An 18035-nucleotide genomic window follows, 5' to 3' on the forward strand; every position below is an offset into this window, starting at 1 on the left:
TATATGTGATAATAACTCATAATTTGGTGGAAGTCACCCAATTATGAGTTATAAAAGTGTTATTTAATAGGAACACATATGTCAAATTGTCCATTATTCATAAATCTCTCGTCGTACAATTCTAGTAGGGGTCTACAATCAAATTCATACGAAGAGGATGGAATGAACTTTTCAAATACATCATTGTAAAATGCACCTAAATCTTTTATAGCTCCACTATAAGTATACACCATGTACTTACCCTCTGGGACAACCTTTGTTACCATACCTTCAGGTACATCAGAAAAGCTGTCTACTTCGGCGCAAGCAGTATAGTTGAACCTACCTTCTGAATCCATTCCACAATTTCCATAATCACATATACCATAATACAGCATGGACTTGCTTTTTTGCTTTATGTCTCCGCAGTTTTTGTTAAATGATTCCCAAAGAGTAGCAATTTCACTATTACTATTGTTTCCAAAATAAGGTATACCTACAGCCTTAAATCCTTCAAAGCTTACTATTTTTTCTTCCATAATTATTGCCTCCATCCATTTATTTGATATCACAATTATATCAGGGAATCCTTGCCAACAGTATGTCAGGAATTATGTAGCCCTATATAAATTTGAAATTATATTTGTTTTTCTAATTATGTACGATCTAAGCTCTATAGGCTCTAAAACCTCAATTATATCACTTAAAGGAAAAATTACATTGCAGGCAGTTTGAAAACTTATCATGTCGATATCATAAAACCAATTATCATTAACTTTCATGGAAGAGAGTACACAAAAGCCTTCAAGGGTCCGCTTCTTTTCCTCATAGAATTTAATTTTAACAGGGTATGAAGCGTGGTTTACTTTGAGGTAGGATTGTCTCACAAATTGATGCTTACTATTTTCCCAAAACTTTCCCAGGTTAAAGTTCTCATCCATGCTGAAGCTTTCATCTAGCACTTCAATACTTTCAATTCTGCTACATTTAAAAATTCTAATCTCGTTTTTTAATTCACAAAACGCTACCACATACCACTGAGAATCTTTTACCACAGCACCATAAGGTCTTATAATCCTTTCGGATACTTCTCCGTCAAATTTTTTATAGTGAACTTTTAACTTTTTTAAATTAAGCACTGATTTTTTTATTATATCTACATTCTGATTTTGTATTCGCGTGCCCCACCAAGGTTGCGAATCAATAAAAAACCTTTCCTTAGCTTTAATAATTTCTTCTCTATGTTCCTTTGATACACTATTTTCAAGCTTAATGACGGCAAGTTTTAGTTGCTGCGACATTTCAGTATTTTTTTCTGAGTGTATACCCATACCTGAAAGCAATAGATTAACTACATCTCCGCTCGCTAGGTTATTAGAATTGATTTTATACCCCTCAACAAAAGAAAAACCTCCACTGGGACCTGGAATTGATAAAATAGGAATACCTGATTCGCACAATATATCCATATCTCTGTATATAGTTCTTTCTGAGGTTTCAAGTATTTTTGATAAATTTCCGGCTTTCATTATTCCTCGTGTATTAAGCAACATAATAATTCCGAGCAGCCTGTGAAGTCTCATGAAATCACACCCTTATTATTAATTTTTCACTAATTAGTGGCCCCGATGTTTATCTTTCTTATTTTGTTGTCTTAATTTATATTTTAGTTGCCTTTCTTCTTCTTTTTCTTCTTTTGAAACTATTTTTCTTTCTGTTTTAGTTAGCTCATGCTGTAGTTGCATAGCAAGTTGAGCTTTCGTACCTGTACCTTTGTTTTCCATTGATTTCTTTATTTCTCTTTGGTATCTTTTAGGGTTTATCTTTCTTTTTTCAACGGATTCAGTACGTAAGGGATTAGTAAACTTTAACTGGTAGTTCCTTTAAAATCGCTTGATAATTCATGATTAACTCCTCCCCTTTCCCTTGTAATATAAATTCAATTCGAGAGAGCTGTGAATTACTTTCAGCGATAGTATCTTCAATTTCACTTTTTCGTTTTTCCAAAATTAATTCTATACAGTGTCCGGACATGATCAGCTTGATTTCATTAATTGATAAACCGATTTGGCGAAAAGATTGAATTTTGTGAAGCTTTATCAACTGTTTCGTTGTATAAAAACGATAGTTTGTTTCCTCATCCACAAATTCAGGTTTTAATAAATCAATTTCATCATAATACCTTAATGGTTTTACTGTAGTTTTCGTAAGTTTGGAAAAGTCGCCTATTCGAAACATATACACATCTCCTTTCCTTGTGAAGTTAGATTACAGTATCCTCTAAAGGGAGTGTCAATAGGGCTTTTATATTTTAGAGAAATATTATATAAATAAAGTTACTTTACCATTTTCTACAATGCTGTATGTATGGTGTTTTTAGAATATACAAAACCAACAATAAAATTGTAACATGTTTTCTATATTTTTGAAATAATATATATCACCAAGGAGCCTATTAGTAATCTAAAAATTAACGTATTATGTATTTATGTGATAATATTAGGATATAAAATTAGGAAGGATGTTTTATATGCTTAGAATTAAAGGTTTATACAAAGAACAAAAGAATAATGTGATAAGAGATATAGATATTAATTTAAACAAAGGTAGTTCCATAAGTATAGAGTGTAGCAATGAAGTAAGTGATTTGCTGGTGAATTTGATTTTAGGAAACGAAACACCAGCCAAAGGTGAAATATATATAGAAGACGTAAGAAACGACCAGTATATTAAACCTAATATTGGTAGTGTTGGAGTTGTATTAAGAGAAGAGGATTTTTATGAGAGGATGACTATAGAGGATTATATGAAGTTTTTCTCTAATCTTCTAGGCTTAAAAGTAGATTATAAAGAGATAATGTTAAAATTGGGTCTTTTAGACATTGGAAATATGAAAATAAAAAATTTGAATTATTCTCAAAGAAGAACTGGAAAAGGTATTTAAAGGTCAAATAGGCCATAGGTGCTGAATCGTCCTATGGCCTATTTGTAATTTTGGCTTGGATAGTAATCGCTGCAGGGGGGGGTTGTTTACATTTATAGCAAAGGGGGATTAGATAAGTAAGAACGGGTTTGGATAATAGGCGCAAATAGTTATTTCAACCTTTGATTATTACACGATGCAACTATTGAAATTGAAAGCACGAACAATGGTCTTTGAAAATTGAATAATACGGTGAAAAAATAAAATTAAAACCTTTAGTTATCTAAAAATAATAGTGAATTATATGGTATAATTACCAATAATTAAGTCAAAATTGTAAATTTTCACGGAGAAAGGAATGGATATTTTATGATAAGAATATCAAGACAACCAAGATATTTTGATTCTTTAAGAAGTTATAAAATATATATTGATGATATATATTGTGGTGATATAAAAGATGGTGAAATTAAAGAATTGGATATTGAGAATGGAGAACATTCAATTTACCTAAAAATTGATTGGTGTAGAAGTAATAAATCAAACTTCATTGTTAACAGTAATGAATTATTAGAATTTAATTGTGGTAACTCAATGAAGGGATTAAAATGTTTATTTTTTTTATTTTACATCACAGTTTTAAAAAACTTTTACTTATTTATACAACCCAATAATAGCATATGACAATATTCTTAATTTAACGTCACAACAATAAAAACCGAATAATTATTTAAAACACCGTATTATTCAAGATTGGATTTTACGGCATTTTTACGTCGTCTTTCAAATACATGTAGTCTTATAATAAAGCATAGAAGTTAATCTAAGAATAGGGGGTAATAGATGTTTAACATAATGATAGTTGAGGATAATGAACAATTAAAAAATGAAATAGCAAGTCTTTTGATATGCAATGGATATTCTGTTATAAAAGCTAATGAATTTAATAAAATTCCTAAATTGGTTAAGGAGAGAAGTCCTAATCTAATTTTGTTGGATATTTATTTACCTTATGATGATGGGTTTAAGATATGTACAGAAATACGTAGTTTTTCAACAGTACCAATTATATTTGTTACAAGCAGAAATACTAACATTGACGAGCTTATGAGTATAACATTAGGTGGAGATGATTTTATTACAAAACCATATAATACTCAAATTTTATTAGCTAGGATAAATTCGCTTTTAAAAAGAGCCTACCCTAATGAAAAAACAATGGATGTGGTTGAGTATAATGGCATAAGGTTAAATATATTATCTAGCACCATAGAGCACAATGGTAATGAAGTTGATCTTACTAAAAATGAGTTGAAAATACTTCATTACTTATTAAATAACAGAGGCACGATAGTATCTAGAGTAGATATTATGGAGTATTTATGGGATAGTTCATTATTTGTAAATGATAATACCCTTACTGTAAACATTACTAGAATAAGAAATAAATTTGAAGATATTGGAGTTAAGGACTTTATAAAAACTAAAAGAGGACAAGGGTATATAATATGAGTTTAAGTGATTATTTTAAAGGAATAATTAATGTGATACTACTAAATATTATATCACTTGGTACCTTAGTAATATTTCTCTTTAGTGTAGGAAATACTTTTGATACCATAAAAGTTATAGTAGTAATTTGGATTACAGTGGTTATAACATTTTTTACATATGAGTATAGAAAAAGAAAATTATATTTTAATGATATCCTAAATACTATTGATAGATTGGATAAGAAGTATCTTATTAGTGAAGTGATAGAAGTACCACCATATAGTGATTCAGTACCATACTACATTATGATGAAAAAGGCTAGTAAATCTATGCGTGAAGAAATATATAAGAGCAAAGTCCAACGTAAAGATTATAAAGAGTATATTGAGCAGTGGATTCACGAAGTAAAAACACCAATATCATCGATTAAGTTAATAGAAGAAAATAATAAGACGAATACTTCTAGAGTAGTTTTAGAAGAATTAGAGAATATAGATAGATTTGTTGAACAGGCTTTATTTTATGCTAGAAGTGAGGAAGTTGAAAAGGATTATCTTATAAAAGAGATTTCGCTAGAGAAATGTGTAAGTCATGTTCTAATAAGAAATAAACAAATATTCATTTCTAGCGGTATAGATATTGAGTTAATAAGCCTAGATAAAAGCATTTATTGTGATAGCAAATGGTTAGAGTTTATATTAAATCAAATAATAGTTAATTCAGTGAAGTATAGAACAAAGAATTTTCCAAAGGTTAAAATATATACAGATGATATTAAAAATGGTGTTCAGTTAAGTATTGAAGACAACGGTATAGGAATACCATCGAATGAAATTAATCGTGTGTTTGAAAAAGGATTCACAGGAACCAAAGGAAGGCTTAATAATAAATCTACAGGGATAGGATTATATATTTGTAAAAAATTATGTGACAAATTAGGTTTATTAATAACATTAGAATCAAATGAAAATTTATATACCAGAGTAATAATTGCTTTCCCAAAGGGAAGTTTTAGTAACTCAAATTTAATCCTACACCATAAGGTGTAGGAATTTTTTTGGTGACAAAGTTGTAACATAAAAGTAAGGTTTAATCGAATTAGGTGTAATATAAATAATGTACAATGATATTGAGGTGAGAGTAATGGATAAGATATTAAGTTTGAAAAATGTTGAAAAGTATTATGGTAACAAGGGGAATGTAGTAAAGGCGATTGATGATATTAGTTTTGATGTTTTTAGAGAAGAATTTGTTGGGGTTATGGGGCCTTCTGGGTCCGGAAAAACCACACTATTAAATATTATAGCAACTATTGATGAAGTTAGTTCAGGATTCATCTATATAGATAATAAGGATTTAACAGAGATAAGTAAGAAGGATATTGCAAAGTTTAGGAGAGAGAATCTAGGGTTTATATTTCAGGATTTCAACTTATTAGATACTTTGACTATTCATGAGAACATAGCTTTAGCATTAACAATTAATAGATGTAAAAAGAATGAAATAGATGGAAAAGTAAGTAAAGTTGCTAGAGAATTAGGTATAGAAGATATACTCTTAAAGTACCCATATGAGGTATCGGGAGGCCAAAAGCAACGCTCTGCATGTGCAAGAGCGTTGATAACAAATCCTAAACTTATTTTAGCAGATGAACCAACGGGAGCATTAGATTCAAGAGCGTCTCAGATGCTAATAGAAATGATTTCACATTTAAATGAGGAATTAGGAGCAACTATTTTAATGGTAACGCATGATTCATTTACAGCAAGTTATTGTGAGAGGATTCTATTTATTAAAGACGGTAAGATTTTCACGGAACTCGTTAAGGGAGAAAATACACGTAAACAATTTTTAAATCAAATCTTAGATGTGGTTGCACTGCTAGGAGGTGACATAAGAGATGTACGTTAGGCTAGCAATTAACAATGCAAAAAAGTCTATTAAGGATTATTTAATTTACTTTATAACAATAACATTATGTGTAAGCTTGTTCTATGCGTTTACATCAATGTCAAGCTCAAGCTATGAATTAATAACAGAGGATTCTATTAACCTTGAACTATTAAAGCAAATATTGAAATATTCCACATATATAGTTACAGCTTTATTAGTATTACTTATAGGATATGTAAACAAATATATGATAAAAAGACGGCAGAATGAATTTGCTACATATATATTGCTAGGAACTGAGCAGAAAAGCGTCGCATTAATGTTTTTTATAGAAATGCTAATAATCGGAATTGCTTCAATTATATTAGGGATTTTTATAGGCACATTATTTTCACAAGTAGTTACTGCAATAGTTCTTATGACTGCAAAGCAGAGCATAAATTTCTCTTTTAAATTATATATGGATACTGTAATTATAACGTTCATATTTTTTATAGTTATGTTTTGTATTATTGGATTTTTCAATATGAAAGCTTTAGGGAAAGTTAAGATTATTGATATGATAAATGCACAAAAGAAAACAGAGTTTCAGTTTAAAAGAAGTAAGTTTGTATATGTAAGCATATTTATTGTGGCAATAGTTCTATATAGTGTTTGTGGATATTGTTCTTATGAGATTTTAAAAACTACAGTTACAGAAGGTGATAAGGCAATTTGTATAGCAGTAGGATTAATAGGATACATTATAGGAACATATGCATTGTTTTATTCATTAGCGTATATAATTATTGATGTTAAGGATAAGTGGACAAATTTTAAATATGAATATACAAACTTATTTTTAATAGGGGCTATAGTTTCAAAAATAAAGACAGCGCCTATTTTAATGGCCACAATTTCAATAACATTTTTAGGCGCTGCATTAAGCTTTTCACTAACTTTACTGATGTCACAATGGACTTTAGGATTTCTAGATTATAGAGTGCCTTACGATATAATCATAAACAATGATTATTCTATAATTTCAGATAGAAGTGATATATCTAAAAAAAGTAATTTACTTAAAATAGATTATAAGAAAATAATAGAACATCTAAATAATGATGACTATAATATGGATGATTACTGTCAGGCAGAGAAATATTTCTTAAATGTCGATGATTTTAAGGCAAGAGATAAAAGAAAAAAGCCTATGTTAGTAATTAGCTTAAGTGATTATAATAAGCTAAGGAAAATGCGAGGATATGAGAAAGTAACGCTAAATAATAATGAGTTTACCATGCAATGGGCGAAAATGATAGAAGATACTGATATTGAAAATTATATAAAACAAAATTCAACTATTAACATAAATAGTAATAACTTAAAGATTAGCTCAAATTCATACTATAAAGAATCTATTGGAGAAGGTATCTATAGCGGAAATACAAATGCTCTGATAGTAGTTCCTGATAAATGGTGTAAAAAATTAATATTAGCCGGCACTGATCTTTTCGCAAATACAAAAAAGAAGATTAGTTATGATAAGGCATTAGGCTTTGAAAAACAGTATGTACCACAATGGTTTGAGGAAAACTATAGTAAGGTACTAAGTGAATATAAAAGTCGAGCTTTTTATCCGATTTTTACTAACATAAAAGTAGCTGAAGTTAGTGAGATATTAAATGCTACACTAGCAATGAGAATACTAGGGATGTACCTAGGAACAGTCTTATTAATGATTAGTTTGACAGTTCTTGCTTTGCAACAGTTATCAGACTCCATTGAGCATAAGGAAAGATTTAAAACGCTAAAGAAATTAGGAATAGACAATAATGAAATCAATAAGATAATATTAAAACAAATAGTATTGTACTTTATTATGCCAATATCGGTAGCCATAATAGGATTCATAATATGTATGTATAATTTTGAAGGCATAAACAGTAAAGTAATAAGCGTCTTTATAGGGGATAGCGCATTTGTGTTTAACATAGGTATATCATTGGCAATAATTTTAATTATCTATATATGCTATTTTCTTGCAACATATTATACATTTAAGAGGAACGTTAAGGGTAGAAGTAAATCTTGTTAAAGGGTGATTAAATAAACTAATAAATAACTAAAGTTAGAAGTAGGTGTCAGGAATCTGGAAGGTGTTTACAGGATGAATGATACTCTACTTTTATTTTTTTTGAATAAAAGTTAAAACCTAGTGGGAAAACTGCTCCTGGCGGGATATTAAAGTTAATGTAAATGGATCTAAAGGCATTTTTCAAATTTGTTTGTGTAAATTTTTCAAAAGATTTGTTCCACTATACTTCATGTTTAAACCATTATCGACCATTAATCCAAAGAAAACATCGCTTTAAGTATTAAATCCTAGAAGAAAATTGGAAAATAATTAAAAATGACCGAAAAAAGGGAGTGATTTTGGTTGAAACGTGACCTGCTATCATGACATAATAATGGTAATAAATACATATATAAGGGAGAAAAAAATGAAAAGAGGAATTAATAAAAACTCATGCCTATCAGTAATTATAGTAATGTTGTTTTTTATTACTATGATTCCAGCAAAAATTACTTTTGCGTCAGCAGCAGATGCACCAGGGGTAGCATCATTATCTCATGATCAATGGTCAGGTGATTTAGATGGTAATTACAATATTACATTAAGTATGTGGCATGGAAATAATGGGACAAGCTACAAACTTTATGAAAAGATAGGAGGATTAAGTGAATTTAAGGTGGTTGACGAGGGGGATTTAACTGATAACACACCAGCAGCACAATCTAAAGCGATTAGTATTAAAGGAAGAACAATTCCTGCAACATATTTTTATTATGTTGAATTAATTAATAGTTTTGGGAAATCAAAAAGTAATGTAATTGAAGTTTCCGTTGGAACAGCGAATGAAAGTAAAATACTAATTGAGGGCATTGATGGAGATTCTCAAGCGCTTCAAGCAGTAATTACACAGGGTACAAATAAATATAAAGTAGTTAATAATAATACAAAGGAGCCGCAATATAGCGTGAAAATAAGTAATTCATCAGTACTTAAAGCGACTATAGACAATGATGGTAATTTAACATTAGAAGGACTTGCGGCTGGAAGAAGTGGACTTCAAATCCATGAAGCAAGCACAAATGAAACTAGATACATAGGAGTAAAAATTAAAGAGGCTAATGGTGACTTACCGGGTATGCCTAAGTATTTATCTTTAGGACAAGTCTCAGAGGATAAAAAAGGAGATTTAGATTTTTGGAAAGATATAGATATAGATAATACAAATAAGAGAATGGATGTTAGATATATATATATAAATGGGGGACCTCTAGCTAATGGGTGGAGAGAGTGGACAACTGTTGATGGAGATAGGGCTAAGAATTATATTAAAGAAAGTTTAAAGCTTGGAATAATTCCATTCTTTGTTTACTATAACATTCCGGATAGCGGAGAAAACTATGAATTAGATTTAGCCCATATCAATAGTAAGGAATATATGGAAGCTTATTTCAAAAATTTAAAATTCTTTTTAGATATATGTGTTGAATATGGACAAGGTGAAACTATAGGAATGGTATTTGAACCAGATTTCTTAGGATATATGATGCAACAATCTAAGAAAAAACCAAATGAAATATCAGCTTTAGTTGAAGCCGCTTATTCATCGGGTGTGCTACAAAAGGGTGTAGACCCAAAGTTTAATAATACGGTGGAAGGCCTTGTTACTTCTATTAACTATACTGTTAATAAATATTATCCTAAAGCATATAATGGATGGCAATTTAATACATGGGCTTATGAAAACGGAGAAATACCAGGACAAGGCTTAATGCATTTAACTGAAAGAGATGGATGGGCAGCGGGAAGACAACAAATTGAAGCAGTGGCGAAAGAAACTGCTGAATATTATTTAGCAGCTGGAATTACAAGCTATGATGCAGAATTTATTTCTATAGATAAGTATGGATTAGATGGAGGTGTTTGCGAAACAGGAGCAGCTGTAAATCCAAAATTTTCTAAATGGTTTTGGAATGCAGACCTTTGGAATAATTACTTGTTATATACAAAAACTCTTCATGAAACTACAAAAAAGCCGGTTATACTATGGCAAATTCCTGTGGGACATATTAATGGAACTGTTGAAAACAGTCCATATACTGGCAAACCATTTGAAACTTTAACTAACAAGGATACGACAGGTGAAGATTCAGCACCATCATTCTTCTTTGGAGATACATTTAAAGCTGGAAATTCTGATAGAGTAGATTATTTTGCTTCAAATGGGGCTAATGATCCTGATATAAAAAGGCAAGGAGACACTATTACTTGGGGAAGTCATATGGGTGAAGCTAGAGATGCGGGAGTAGTATCAATGTTGTTTGGTGCTGGTGTTAATTCTAGTACTGATGCAGTTGGATCACCACCTACTGAAGATTATTGGTGGATTACAAAAGCGCAACAATATTATAAAAATCCAGTTTATTTAAATAAAACTGTAAATCAATAACTTTTCTGTTAGTGTAAATTTTATAAAAAATAAGGAGGCGTAATAAGTGAAAGTAATCAAATTTAAAAAGGCGATGGCAGCAATTATGGTATCTGTTTTTGCAGTTAGTACATTTGCAACACCGGCGAAGGCAGTTACAAGCGATGAAAAGACGAAAGACTTAGAAAGAAAGGTTGTTGGATATTTCCCAGAATGGGCTTACAAAAGTGAAGTTCAAGGTAATTTCGATGTAGCTGATTTACAATGGGAGTCTTTAACACATATCCAATATTCATTTGCAATGGTTGGAGAAGACAATAAAATTGGATTTGGAGATAAAAAAGCAGCTATTGAAGAGGATTTCGCAGATCATAAATTAGAGCATAATGGGAAGGAGGTAAAGTTGGATCCAAATCTACCATATAAAGGTCACTTTAATGTATTACAACAAATGAAAAAACAATATCCAGATGTAGATTTATTAATATCTGTAGGTGGATGGACGGGAACTAGAGGTTTTTATAAAATGATAGATACAGATTCTGGGATTAACACATTTGCTGATTCTTGTGTTGACTTTATTAGAAAATATGGGTTTGATGGCGTGGATATTGATTTCGAATATCCATCATCAGTAGCTACATCTGGGAATCCTGCGGATGCAGATTTATCAGAACCAAGAAGAGCTGTATTAAATGAAAGATACAACGTTTTAATGAAAACGTTAAGAGAAAAATTAGATGCAGCTTCAAAAGAAGATAATGAAAAATATTTATTAACTGCAGCAGTTACTGCTTCATCTTGGGTGCTTGGTGGAGTTCAAGATAATAGATATGCAAGTTATTTAGATTTTCTAAGTATAATGTCATATGATTTTCATGGTGGATGGAATGAATATGTTGAAAACTTAGCAAATATTTACCCAGATGCAGCTGATAATGAAACTACTGGAATGGCGATGCCAACTCTTAATATGGATTGGGCATACAAGTTCTATAGAGGGGTGCTTCCTCCAGAAAAGATTTTAATGGGAATTCCATACTATACAAGAGGGTGGGAAAATGTACAAGGTGGAAATGGCTCAGGTTTACATGGTAAAAGTAAAACACCTGCCGCAGGAAAGTACAACCTTTGGGGAGATGATGATAATAAAGATGGAACTCCGGACCCCGCTGGCACTAATCCATTATGGCATGTATTAAACCTTATGGAAAGAGATCCTAACTTGAGAATTCACTGGGAGGATGTTGGTAAGGTGCCATATGTGTGGCAAGGAGATAAAAAAGTATTTTTATCTTTCGAAAACGAACAATCTATAGATGAAAGAGTTAAGTACATTGAAGATAAAAACTTAGGTGGAGCTTTAATCTGGGTTATGAATGGTGACTATGGTGTTAATCCTAACTATGTTAAAGGTTCAGATAAGACAAATGAAGGTAAATATACTTTCGGGGATACATTAACTAAAAATCTGAAAAGTGGATTAGATAAAATGGGAAATTGTAAAGAAACAAAAGAAGATATTGGAGATGCTCAAGCAATCGATGTTAAAGTTGATACTATTACTAAATATGATCATCCAAATGGAGAAACCGTATTCACAGTAACTAACAATACTGGAGCAACGATTCCTAAGGGATGGGAGATTCAATTTGATATACCTAAATCTGCTTTATACGTTGGAGCGGAAGGAGGAACTGGAACTGTTACAGAAGTTGGCGATTTCTATAGAGTAAACTTAAAAACATCTGGTTGGACTGATATTCCAAATGGTGGGACCGCATCAGTTAAGGCTAAGATGAAGTTATGTTTCTCGGGAGTTAGAAATATAAAGATTAATGGGAAGATTCCTGCTAGTCAACCTGTTAATGGTAATCATCTTCCTACACTTAAAGGTGTTAAAGATCAAGTTATAGTAGAAGGGTCACCTTTTAATATTATGAATGGTATTTCTGCAAATGATGTAGAAGATGGAGATATAACTAGTAGTATAGCTGTATCAGGTGAAGTTGATACAAAAAAAGTTGGAACTTATACAGTAAAATATAGTATTACAGATAAGGCTGGAATGGTAGATAAAAAAGATGCAAAAATATATGTTATTCCTAAAGCTCATTCAAATGCAGCTATTTGGGATGCCGCAACTTTATATACAAATGGACAAAAAGTAGTATATGAAGGTAAGATTTATGAAAATATTTCGTGGTGGACACCTGCTGGAACATTACCAACGAGTGTGTCACATTACAAAGTTATTGTTGATTTATCACTGTAAAGTAATGCAAATGGTGATAATATCATTGATATATATGACTTAGTTATAGTAGGAAAAGATATGTAATTAAATGAAAAAAATTATTAAGGGGGAGAAAAGTCATGTCAAAAGAGAAATTATTTAAAAATATCAAATCAGTAGTAGCATTAGCTGCAATTGCCACGTTAACAATGACAAGTGTTGTACCAGCAGCTACAGTTAATAATTTAGCAGCACCACCACAGGAGGTCGAGCAAAAAGCATCTACTTCTAAACTTCGTAATGTTATGTATTATGGAGATTGGTCAATTTGGGGAGGAGAAGGAAACTTTTTTCCTAAAGATATACCGGTAGATAAACTAACACATTTGAATCTTGCATTCATGGACTTTACTAAAGATGGTGAATTGGTATTTTGTGATAAGGACGCTAATATTGGACATCCGCTAGGAAATGCAGGTGTTACGTATGGAGATATTAATGGTGGTATCATAAATGAATACCAATCTTTAAGAGAGAAAAATCCGAATCTAAAAATTGGTACATCTTTAGGTGGATGGTCTAAATCAAATAATTTTACATGGGTAGCTAGAAATCCACAAACTAGAGCTAAGTTTATTAAAAATGTATTAGATTTTATGGAGTATGCTAATTTAGATTTCGTAGATTTTGATTGGGAATATCCAGGCGAAGTTAGGGCGGCAGACAAGGTTGATAACAAAAATGATATGGGTAATCCCGATTCAATTCCGGCAGATAAAGAAAATTATATAACGATGCTTAAAGAATTTAGAGTAGCATTAGATGCAAAGGAAAAAATATTAGATAAGAAATATGAGATGTCAGCAGCGTTACCAATGGCACATGAAAAAACTAATGTTGGTATTAATGTTAATGAAATGTTTAAAATATTAAATTTTGGTAACATTATGACTTATGATGCAGCAGGTGCATGGTCAGATACAAGTGGTCATCAAACTGCTCTTTATGATAATCCTAATGATCCGTTTGCAGGAAAGGGATTCACAGTTGATTCAAGTATTAAGAAATATATTGAACTTGGGGCACCATCAGAAAAGTTAGTTATAGGTGCTGCATATTACACTAGAGGCTGGGAAAAAGTTTCAAATGATGTGCCAGATAAAAATCTTCCAGGTTTATTTGGAAAAGCAACTCAAATAAAAAAGGATTCAGATGGAACACTCTCTTATGGGGCTACCAATTATGCTCCGGTAAAATCGGGAGACGGTGGTCGTAACAGTGGAGTTTGGGGATGGAGAAATCAAGATGAGTTAAAAGCTAAATATCCAGGAATAAAAGAATATTGGGATGATACTGCAAAAGCACCATACATGTACAATGAAAAGACAGGAGCGTTCTTCACTTATGATAACCCAAGATCAATTGCAGAAAAAACTAAGTATGTTAAGGATAATAACTTAGGTGGGATGATTGCATGGATGGCATCTCAAGATAAGCAAACAGATTCAACTAAGAGAGATGAGTTAACAAAAGCAACTAAAGAAGGTTTATTTGGGAAAGATGCATTACCTACTTATAAAATAGTTCAACCAAAAGTATATGCAAAAGCTTCAGTTACTTCAAGCAAACCAGCATGGGGAAATGGAGGTGCTTTATCTATTGATTTAAAAAATGATTGTAAAATAGAAACAAGCGGCCAAACTATACAACTTACAGAAACAGCTGCAAAGACTTTAAAGCATACTAAATTATATATAAAAACTAATGGAGTTAAAATTACTGGAGGAGAATATCCAGCACCAGCAGTTAAAGAAGAAAATGGATACTATGTTCTTTCATTTGATGGGTCAGAACAAAAACTTATAAAGCCAGGGGCTTCAATGAAGTTTAATTTAAGAACTGATAAAGTATTAAATGGATTAGACGGAATAGTAAGTATTGAAATGACTCAAAGAATGCATGCAAATGGTCCAGAATTCGGTAGAGTTACTTTATACTAAGGTGCTGGAGCGGGTGGAACAACAAACCCAGAAACACCATGGACAGCTTGGGAAAAAGTAGACTAAATAAATAGAAGTATGGGGGTCAAGAAGCTGTAAAGTGATTACAGGATGAATGACTCCCTACTTCTATTTATTTTAAAAATGAGAGGGCATTTAAATAAATAACAAGTCAATGTGCTAATCTATTTTCATGTCCATAATAAAAAAACCATTTACATAACTATCTTCATATACTTCCTTGTAGTAGCAATAAAGTAAACAATATATACAGCTACAAAAATAATAATGCTACTGATAGCGGGTACTATTATGTTATAATTCATAAGTTTGCTTAAAACAGACATTGCAACGCAGCTGTGGATTATGCCAACAACTAAAGGCAACAGATAGGACATTCCTATTTGTATTGCAGTAGCTTTGAAAATTTCTTTCTCTGTCATTCCAAGCCTTTTTAATAAAACATATTTATTTTTATCTAAATAGGCTTCACTTACAATTTTGAAATATATTATGCTTCCTGTTGCAATTATGAAAACTAGTGAAAGAAAAGCTCCAAGGAAATAAATTATTCCAAAAATATTGTAAGAAGATGTATCCTTGCTGGCATTTACACGTAAAGAATCTTTAATTGAATTAGTTGTGAATAATTCACGGAAAGAAGATATGTTCTCACTCACATTTGCACGCGAAGGCTCTTTAGGTGAATTAATCTTGTATAATTCCTGTTTTAGCAATTTCATATTGTCTGTATTATTTATTTTTATCCCATTAAACTGATATGTGTCAGAAGTAGCCTTAAGGAAATCATAGTCTTTATCATTTAATATAAGACATGATGTGGGTATGCCAATACCAAAAACAGGAGTTTTAAGTGTATTCTTTATAGTATAGTCCTTATTATTTATAGAAGCTTTTTCATTTTTATAATCATAAAGACTCATTACTACAGTAGGTGGTGCTACATATATTGTTTCGCCACTGGACAAGGTCTCTTTTTTAAAATCATTAATGTTCTTTGCTTCTAGGTCAGAACTTATTTTTATAAAATCTGAATATTTTAAGGCTACTGTTTCTGAATCCTTCAATTTGGTTTCTACATAAACGTGAGGTTTTATAATAAGAAATTCAGTGTTTTCTTCAAGGATTATATCTTTTTTATATTCCTTTAACTTGTCTCTTACCTGCTGCTTAACTGTTTTTTCAGAAGAAACATAGGAAATTTCATAAGGAGATTGTATATAATCTCTTATTCCAATAAAATACTTAAGAGATGCTACTGTTCCATAAGAAGTTAAAGTAATTGTAGCTAATATGGCAACTGCCGCTAAAGTTCGATAGTTATTTTTTATCCTAAAGGCAATGTTAGACATGCATACTATATTTACTCCATTATATAATATTTTCTTTCTGTTTATTATAAATTTCATTATTATAGAATACACAGAGCCAAAAAACCAATAGGTACCTATTACTACAAATATAATGGCAGGAGGTAGGTTTGCAGTAAATTTCATACCAATAGCATTTCTTGCAAAGTAATATCCCGTAAATATGAATATTATAGACAACAAACCTTTTACATAATTAGCCCTTGGAAGTTTTTCTTCTCGTTTGGTTGCATTAAACAAGTCAATTAACTTACTTCTAGATATGTTTATATAACCTAAAACTGCATTTAAAAAGAAGATTACAAAAAATGTGATGGAAGTTTGAATTATTGCTTTAGTAGATATGAAAAAACCTATTTTCATGTTTAATAGAGCTACTTTAGCCAGCATCATTAGAAACAGCTTACAAAAGATAATTCCAAGTAAAAGCCCAACTGCTGTTGCAGTTATTCCCATAAAAATAAGTTCTATAGAATAAATAAGTGCTATTTGAGAATTGGAGACGCCCATAAAAGCATAAATTCCTATTTCTTTTTTTCTTTGATTTAAAAAGAAAGAACTTGAAAACCAGATGAAAAATATAATAAATAAAAGTAGCAACCAAGAAACTGAACTTGATACGTCTTTAATATAAAAACTAGTTTCATTAGCTTTTTGAAAATCTGGATTATATTTTAGTGCTACAAAATTGTAGAAAACAAGCACTGAAAAAATCATAGACATTATATATAGACTGTAAACTTTTATGTTTCTTTTAAAATTATCGAAAGCTATGCTGAAGGAATTCATTTGAAATTCCTCCTGTTTTCTTCCTTTTGCGCGTAATAATCTGTACCGCCGCTCATTGATGCAACCATGTCCATAATTCGCTTAAAAAACTCTTTTCTTTCTTGATTTTTATCAAGTTTTGCATGAATCTTTCCATCTTTTATAAACATTATTCTTCTGCAATAGCTTGCAGCAAACGCATCATGAGTCACCATTATTATAGTAGTTTTAAATTTCTCATTTAGGTCTGTAAGGCATTGCAGAAGTTCTGCTGCCGATTTTGAATCCAAGGCCCCTGTAGGTTCGTCTGCAAATATAACCGAAGGTGAAGTTATAAGAGCCCTAGCTGCAGCGGTTCTTTGCTTTTGACCGCCAGAAAGCTGATATGGATATTTGCTTAGATGATCCTTTAGGCCTAAAAAGCCAGCAACCTCATTTACCTTTTTTATTATTTCATCATGATTTACTTTACTAAGGGCAAGAGGAAGGGCTATATTATCCTGAACAGACATTGTGTCTAAGAGGTTAAAATCCTGAAATATAAAGCCTATCTTGTTTTTTCTAAAAGTTGCAAGGTCACGTCCCTTAATTCTTTTCATGTCATTTTCTTCAAAGAAATAGCTCCCACTAGTAGGTTCATCAATGGTAGAAATAATATTTAAAAGAGTGGTTTTACCTGACCCGGAAGGTCCCATTATGCCTAGAAATTCACCCTTTTCAACTTGCAAATCAAGTCCGTCTAAAGCGTTAGACGCCATACCTTTTAAGCCGTAAACTTTCTTTAAATTTTTAGTTTCAATAACAATACTCATAAAAATCCTCCTCATAAAATAAAAGCTTACCTTTATTCTACCTATTGACCTCGCTTCC

The 18035-nt window shown here is 31.2% G+C and carries 15 protein-coding genes; 9 read left to right on the plus strand and 6 right to left on the minus strand.

Annotated elements, in window-relative coordinates; genetic code table 11:
- Window positions 1–59: 59 nt before the first annotated feature.
- The 4 genes from ACWJJ2_RS14345 to ACWJJ2_RS14360 all read right to left on the minus strand — a co-directional run bounded on the left by ACWJJ2_RS14345 (window position 60) and on the right by ACWJJ2_RS14360 (window position 2217).
- Window positions 60–518 carry a GyrI-like domain-containing protein gene (locus ACWJJ2_RS14345; RefSeq protein ID WP_216302090.1) on the minus strand — a complete coding sequence of 153 codons (459 nt, stop codon included), beginning with the start codon at window positions 516–518 and terminating at the stop codon, window positions 60–62.
- A gap of 72 nt (window positions 519–590) precedes the next feature.
- On the minus strand, window positions 591–1562 hold the full coding sequence (locus ACWJJ2_RS14350; RefSeq protein WP_462953423.1) for a helix-turn-helix transcriptional regulator: 972 nt from the start codon (window positions 1560–1562) through the stop codon (window positions 591–593).
- A 33-nt stretch (window positions 1563–1595) separates the two neighbouring features.
- A complete protein-coding gene (locus tag ACWJJ2_RS14355) occupies window positions 1596–1802 on the minus strand; it encodes a YjdF family protein (protein WP_462954345.1) in 207 nt (68 codons plus the stop codon).
- A gap of 34 nt (window positions 1803–1836) precedes the next feature.
- Window positions 1837–2217: a MerR family transcriptional regulator gene (locus tag ACWJJ2_RS14360; RefSeq protein ID WP_462953424.1), complete on the minus strand. Its 381-nt coding sequence runs from the start codon at window positions 2215–2217 to the stop codon at window positions 1837–1839.
- 292 nt (window positions 2218–2509) lie between these two features.
- Between ACWJJ2_RS14360 and ACWJJ2_RS14365 the strand changes: the two genes are divergently transcribed.
- The 9 genes from ACWJJ2_RS14365 (at window position 2510) to ACWJJ2_RS14405 (ending at window position 15006) form a co-directional block, all read left to right on the plus strand.
- Window positions 2510–2923, plus strand: a complete 414-nt coding sequence (locus tag ACWJJ2_RS14365; protein ID WP_462953425.1) for a hypothetical protein — start codon at window positions 2510–2512, stop codon at window positions 2921–2923.
- Window positions 2924–3271: 348 nt separating this feature from the next.
- A complete protein-coding gene (locus ACWJJ2_RS14370) occupies window positions 3272–3586 on the plus strand; it encodes a hypothetical protein (protein WP_462953426.1) in 315 nt (104 codons plus the stop codon).
- Window positions 3587–3745: 159 nt separating this feature from the next.
- Window positions 3746–4414: a response regulator transcription factor gene (locus tag ACWJJ2_RS14375; RefSeq protein ID WP_462953427.1), complete on the plus strand. Its 669-nt coding sequence runs from the start codon at window positions 3746–3748 to the stop codon at window positions 4412–4414.
- Window positions 4411–5445, plus strand: a complete 1035-nt coding sequence (locus tag ACWJJ2_RS14380; RefSeq protein ID WP_462952652.1) for an ATP-binding protein — start codon at window positions 4411–4413, stop codon at window positions 5443–5445. The genes ACWJJ2_RS14375 and ACWJJ2_RS14380 overlap by 4 nt, the downstream gene beginning before the upstream one ends.
- Window positions 5446–5539: 94 nt before the next feature.
- On the plus strand, window positions 5540–6307 hold the full coding sequence (locus ACWJJ2_RS14385) for an ABC transporter ATP-binding protein (RefSeq protein WP_216302073.1): 768 nt from the start codon (window positions 5540–5542) through the stop codon (window positions 6305–6307).
- Complete coding sequence (locus ACWJJ2_RS14390) at window positions 6297–8366, plus strand: FtsX-like permease family protein (RefSeq protein ID WP_462953428.1); 2070 nt, start codon at window positions 6297–6299, stop codon at window positions 8364–8366. The genes ACWJJ2_RS14385 and ACWJJ2_RS14390 overlap by 11 nt, the downstream gene beginning before the upstream one ends.
- A 406-nt stretch (window positions 8367–8772) precedes the next feature.
- Window positions 8773–10791: a hypothetical protein gene (locus tag ACWJJ2_RS14395; protein ID WP_220319881.1), complete on the plus strand. Its 2019-nt coding sequence runs from the start codon at window positions 8773–8775 to the stop codon at window positions 10789–10791.
- A 46-nt stretch (window positions 10792–10837) separates the two neighbouring features.
- Window positions 10838–13045 (plus strand): glycosyl hydrolase family 18 protein, encoded by a 2208-nt coding sequence (locus ACWJJ2_RS14400; protein ID WP_462953429.1) that lies wholly within the window; start codon window positions 10838–10840, stop codon window positions 13043–13045.
- Window positions 13046–13146: 101 nt separating this feature from the next.
- Entirely contained in the window at window positions 13147–15006 is a 1860-nt protein-coding gene (locus tag ACWJJ2_RS14405) for a glycosyl hydrolase family 18 protein (protein ID WP_462953430.1), read from the plus strand.
- A gap of 215 nt (window positions 15007–15221) precedes the next feature.
- Here ACWJJ2_RS14405 and ACWJJ2_RS14410 read toward each other — a convergent pair whose 3' ends face one another.
- Window positions 15222–17186: an FtsX-like permease family protein gene (locus ACWJJ2_RS14410; RefSeq protein ID WP_462953431.1), complete on the minus strand. Its 1965-nt coding sequence runs from the start codon at window positions 17184–17186 to the stop codon at window positions 15222–15224.
- The gene (locus tag ACWJJ2_RS14415) at window positions 17183–17977 is read right to left on the minus strand and encodes an ABC transporter ATP-binding protein (protein ID WP_462953432.1); all 795 of its coding nucleotides are present in this window, start codon (window positions 17975–17977) and stop codon (window positions 17183–17185) included. The genes ACWJJ2_RS14410 and ACWJJ2_RS14415 overlap by 4 nt, the downstream gene beginning before the upstream one ends.
- Window positions 17978–18035 lie beyond the last annotated feature (58 nt).

Source organism: Clostridium sp. CM039, from assembly GCF_055081075.1.

Excerpts from the sequence above, each read along its gene's own strand:
- ACWJJ2_RS14345 (WP_216302090.1), bottom strand. The coding sequence starts at position 518 with ATGGAAGAAAAAATAGTAAGCTTTGAAGGATTTAAGGCTGTAGGTATA.
- ACWJJ2_RS14350 (WP_462953423.1), bottom strand. The coding sequence starts at position 1,562 with ATGAGACTTCACAGGCTGCTCGGAATTATTATGTTGCTTAATACACGA.
- ACWJJ2_RS14360 (WP_462953424.1), bottom strand. The coding sequence starts at position 2,217 with ATGTTTCGAATAGGCGACTTTTCCAAACTTACGAAAACTACAGTAAAA.
- ACWJJ2_RS14365 (WP_462953425.1), top strand. The coding sequence starts at position 2,510 with ATGCTTAGAATTAAAGGTTTATACAAAGAACAAAAGAATAATGTGATA.
- ACWJJ2_RS14370 (WP_462953426.1), top strand. The coding sequence starts at position 3,272 with ATGATAAGAATATCAAGACAACCAAGATATTTTGATTCTTTAAGAAGT.
- ACWJJ2_RS14375 (WP_462953427.1), top strand. The coding sequence starts at position 3,746 with ATGTTTAACATAATGATAGTTGAGGATAATGAACAATTAAAAAATGAA.
- ACWJJ2_RS14380 (WP_462952652.1), top strand. The coding sequence starts at position 4,411 with ATGAGTTTAAGTGATTATTTTAAAGGAATAATTAATGTGATACTACTA.
- ACWJJ2_RS14385 (WP_216302073.1), top strand. The coding sequence starts at position 5,540 with ATGGATAAGATATTAAGTTTGAAAAATGTTGAAAAGTATTATGGTAAC.
- ACWJJ2_RS14390 (WP_462953428.1), top strand. The coding sequence starts at position 6,297 with ATGTACGTTAGGCTAGCAATTAACAATGCAAAAAAGTCTATTAAGGAT.
- ACWJJ2_RS14395 (WP_220319881.1), top strand. The coding sequence starts at position 8,773 with ATGAAAAGAGGAATTAATAAAAACTCATGCCTATCAGTAATTATAGTA.
- ACWJJ2_RS14405 (WP_462953430.1), top strand. The coding sequence starts at position 13,147 with ATGTCAAAAGAGAAATTATTTAAAAATATCAAATCAGTAGTAGCATTA.
- ACWJJ2_RS14410 (WP_462953431.1), bottom strand. The coding sequence starts at position 17,186 with ATGAATTCCTTCAGCATAGCTTTCGATAATTTTAAAAGAAACATAAAA.
- ACWJJ2_RS14415 (WP_462953432.1), bottom strand. The coding sequence starts at position 17,977 with ATGAGTATTGTTATTGAAACTAAAAATTTAAAGAAAGTTTACGGCTTA.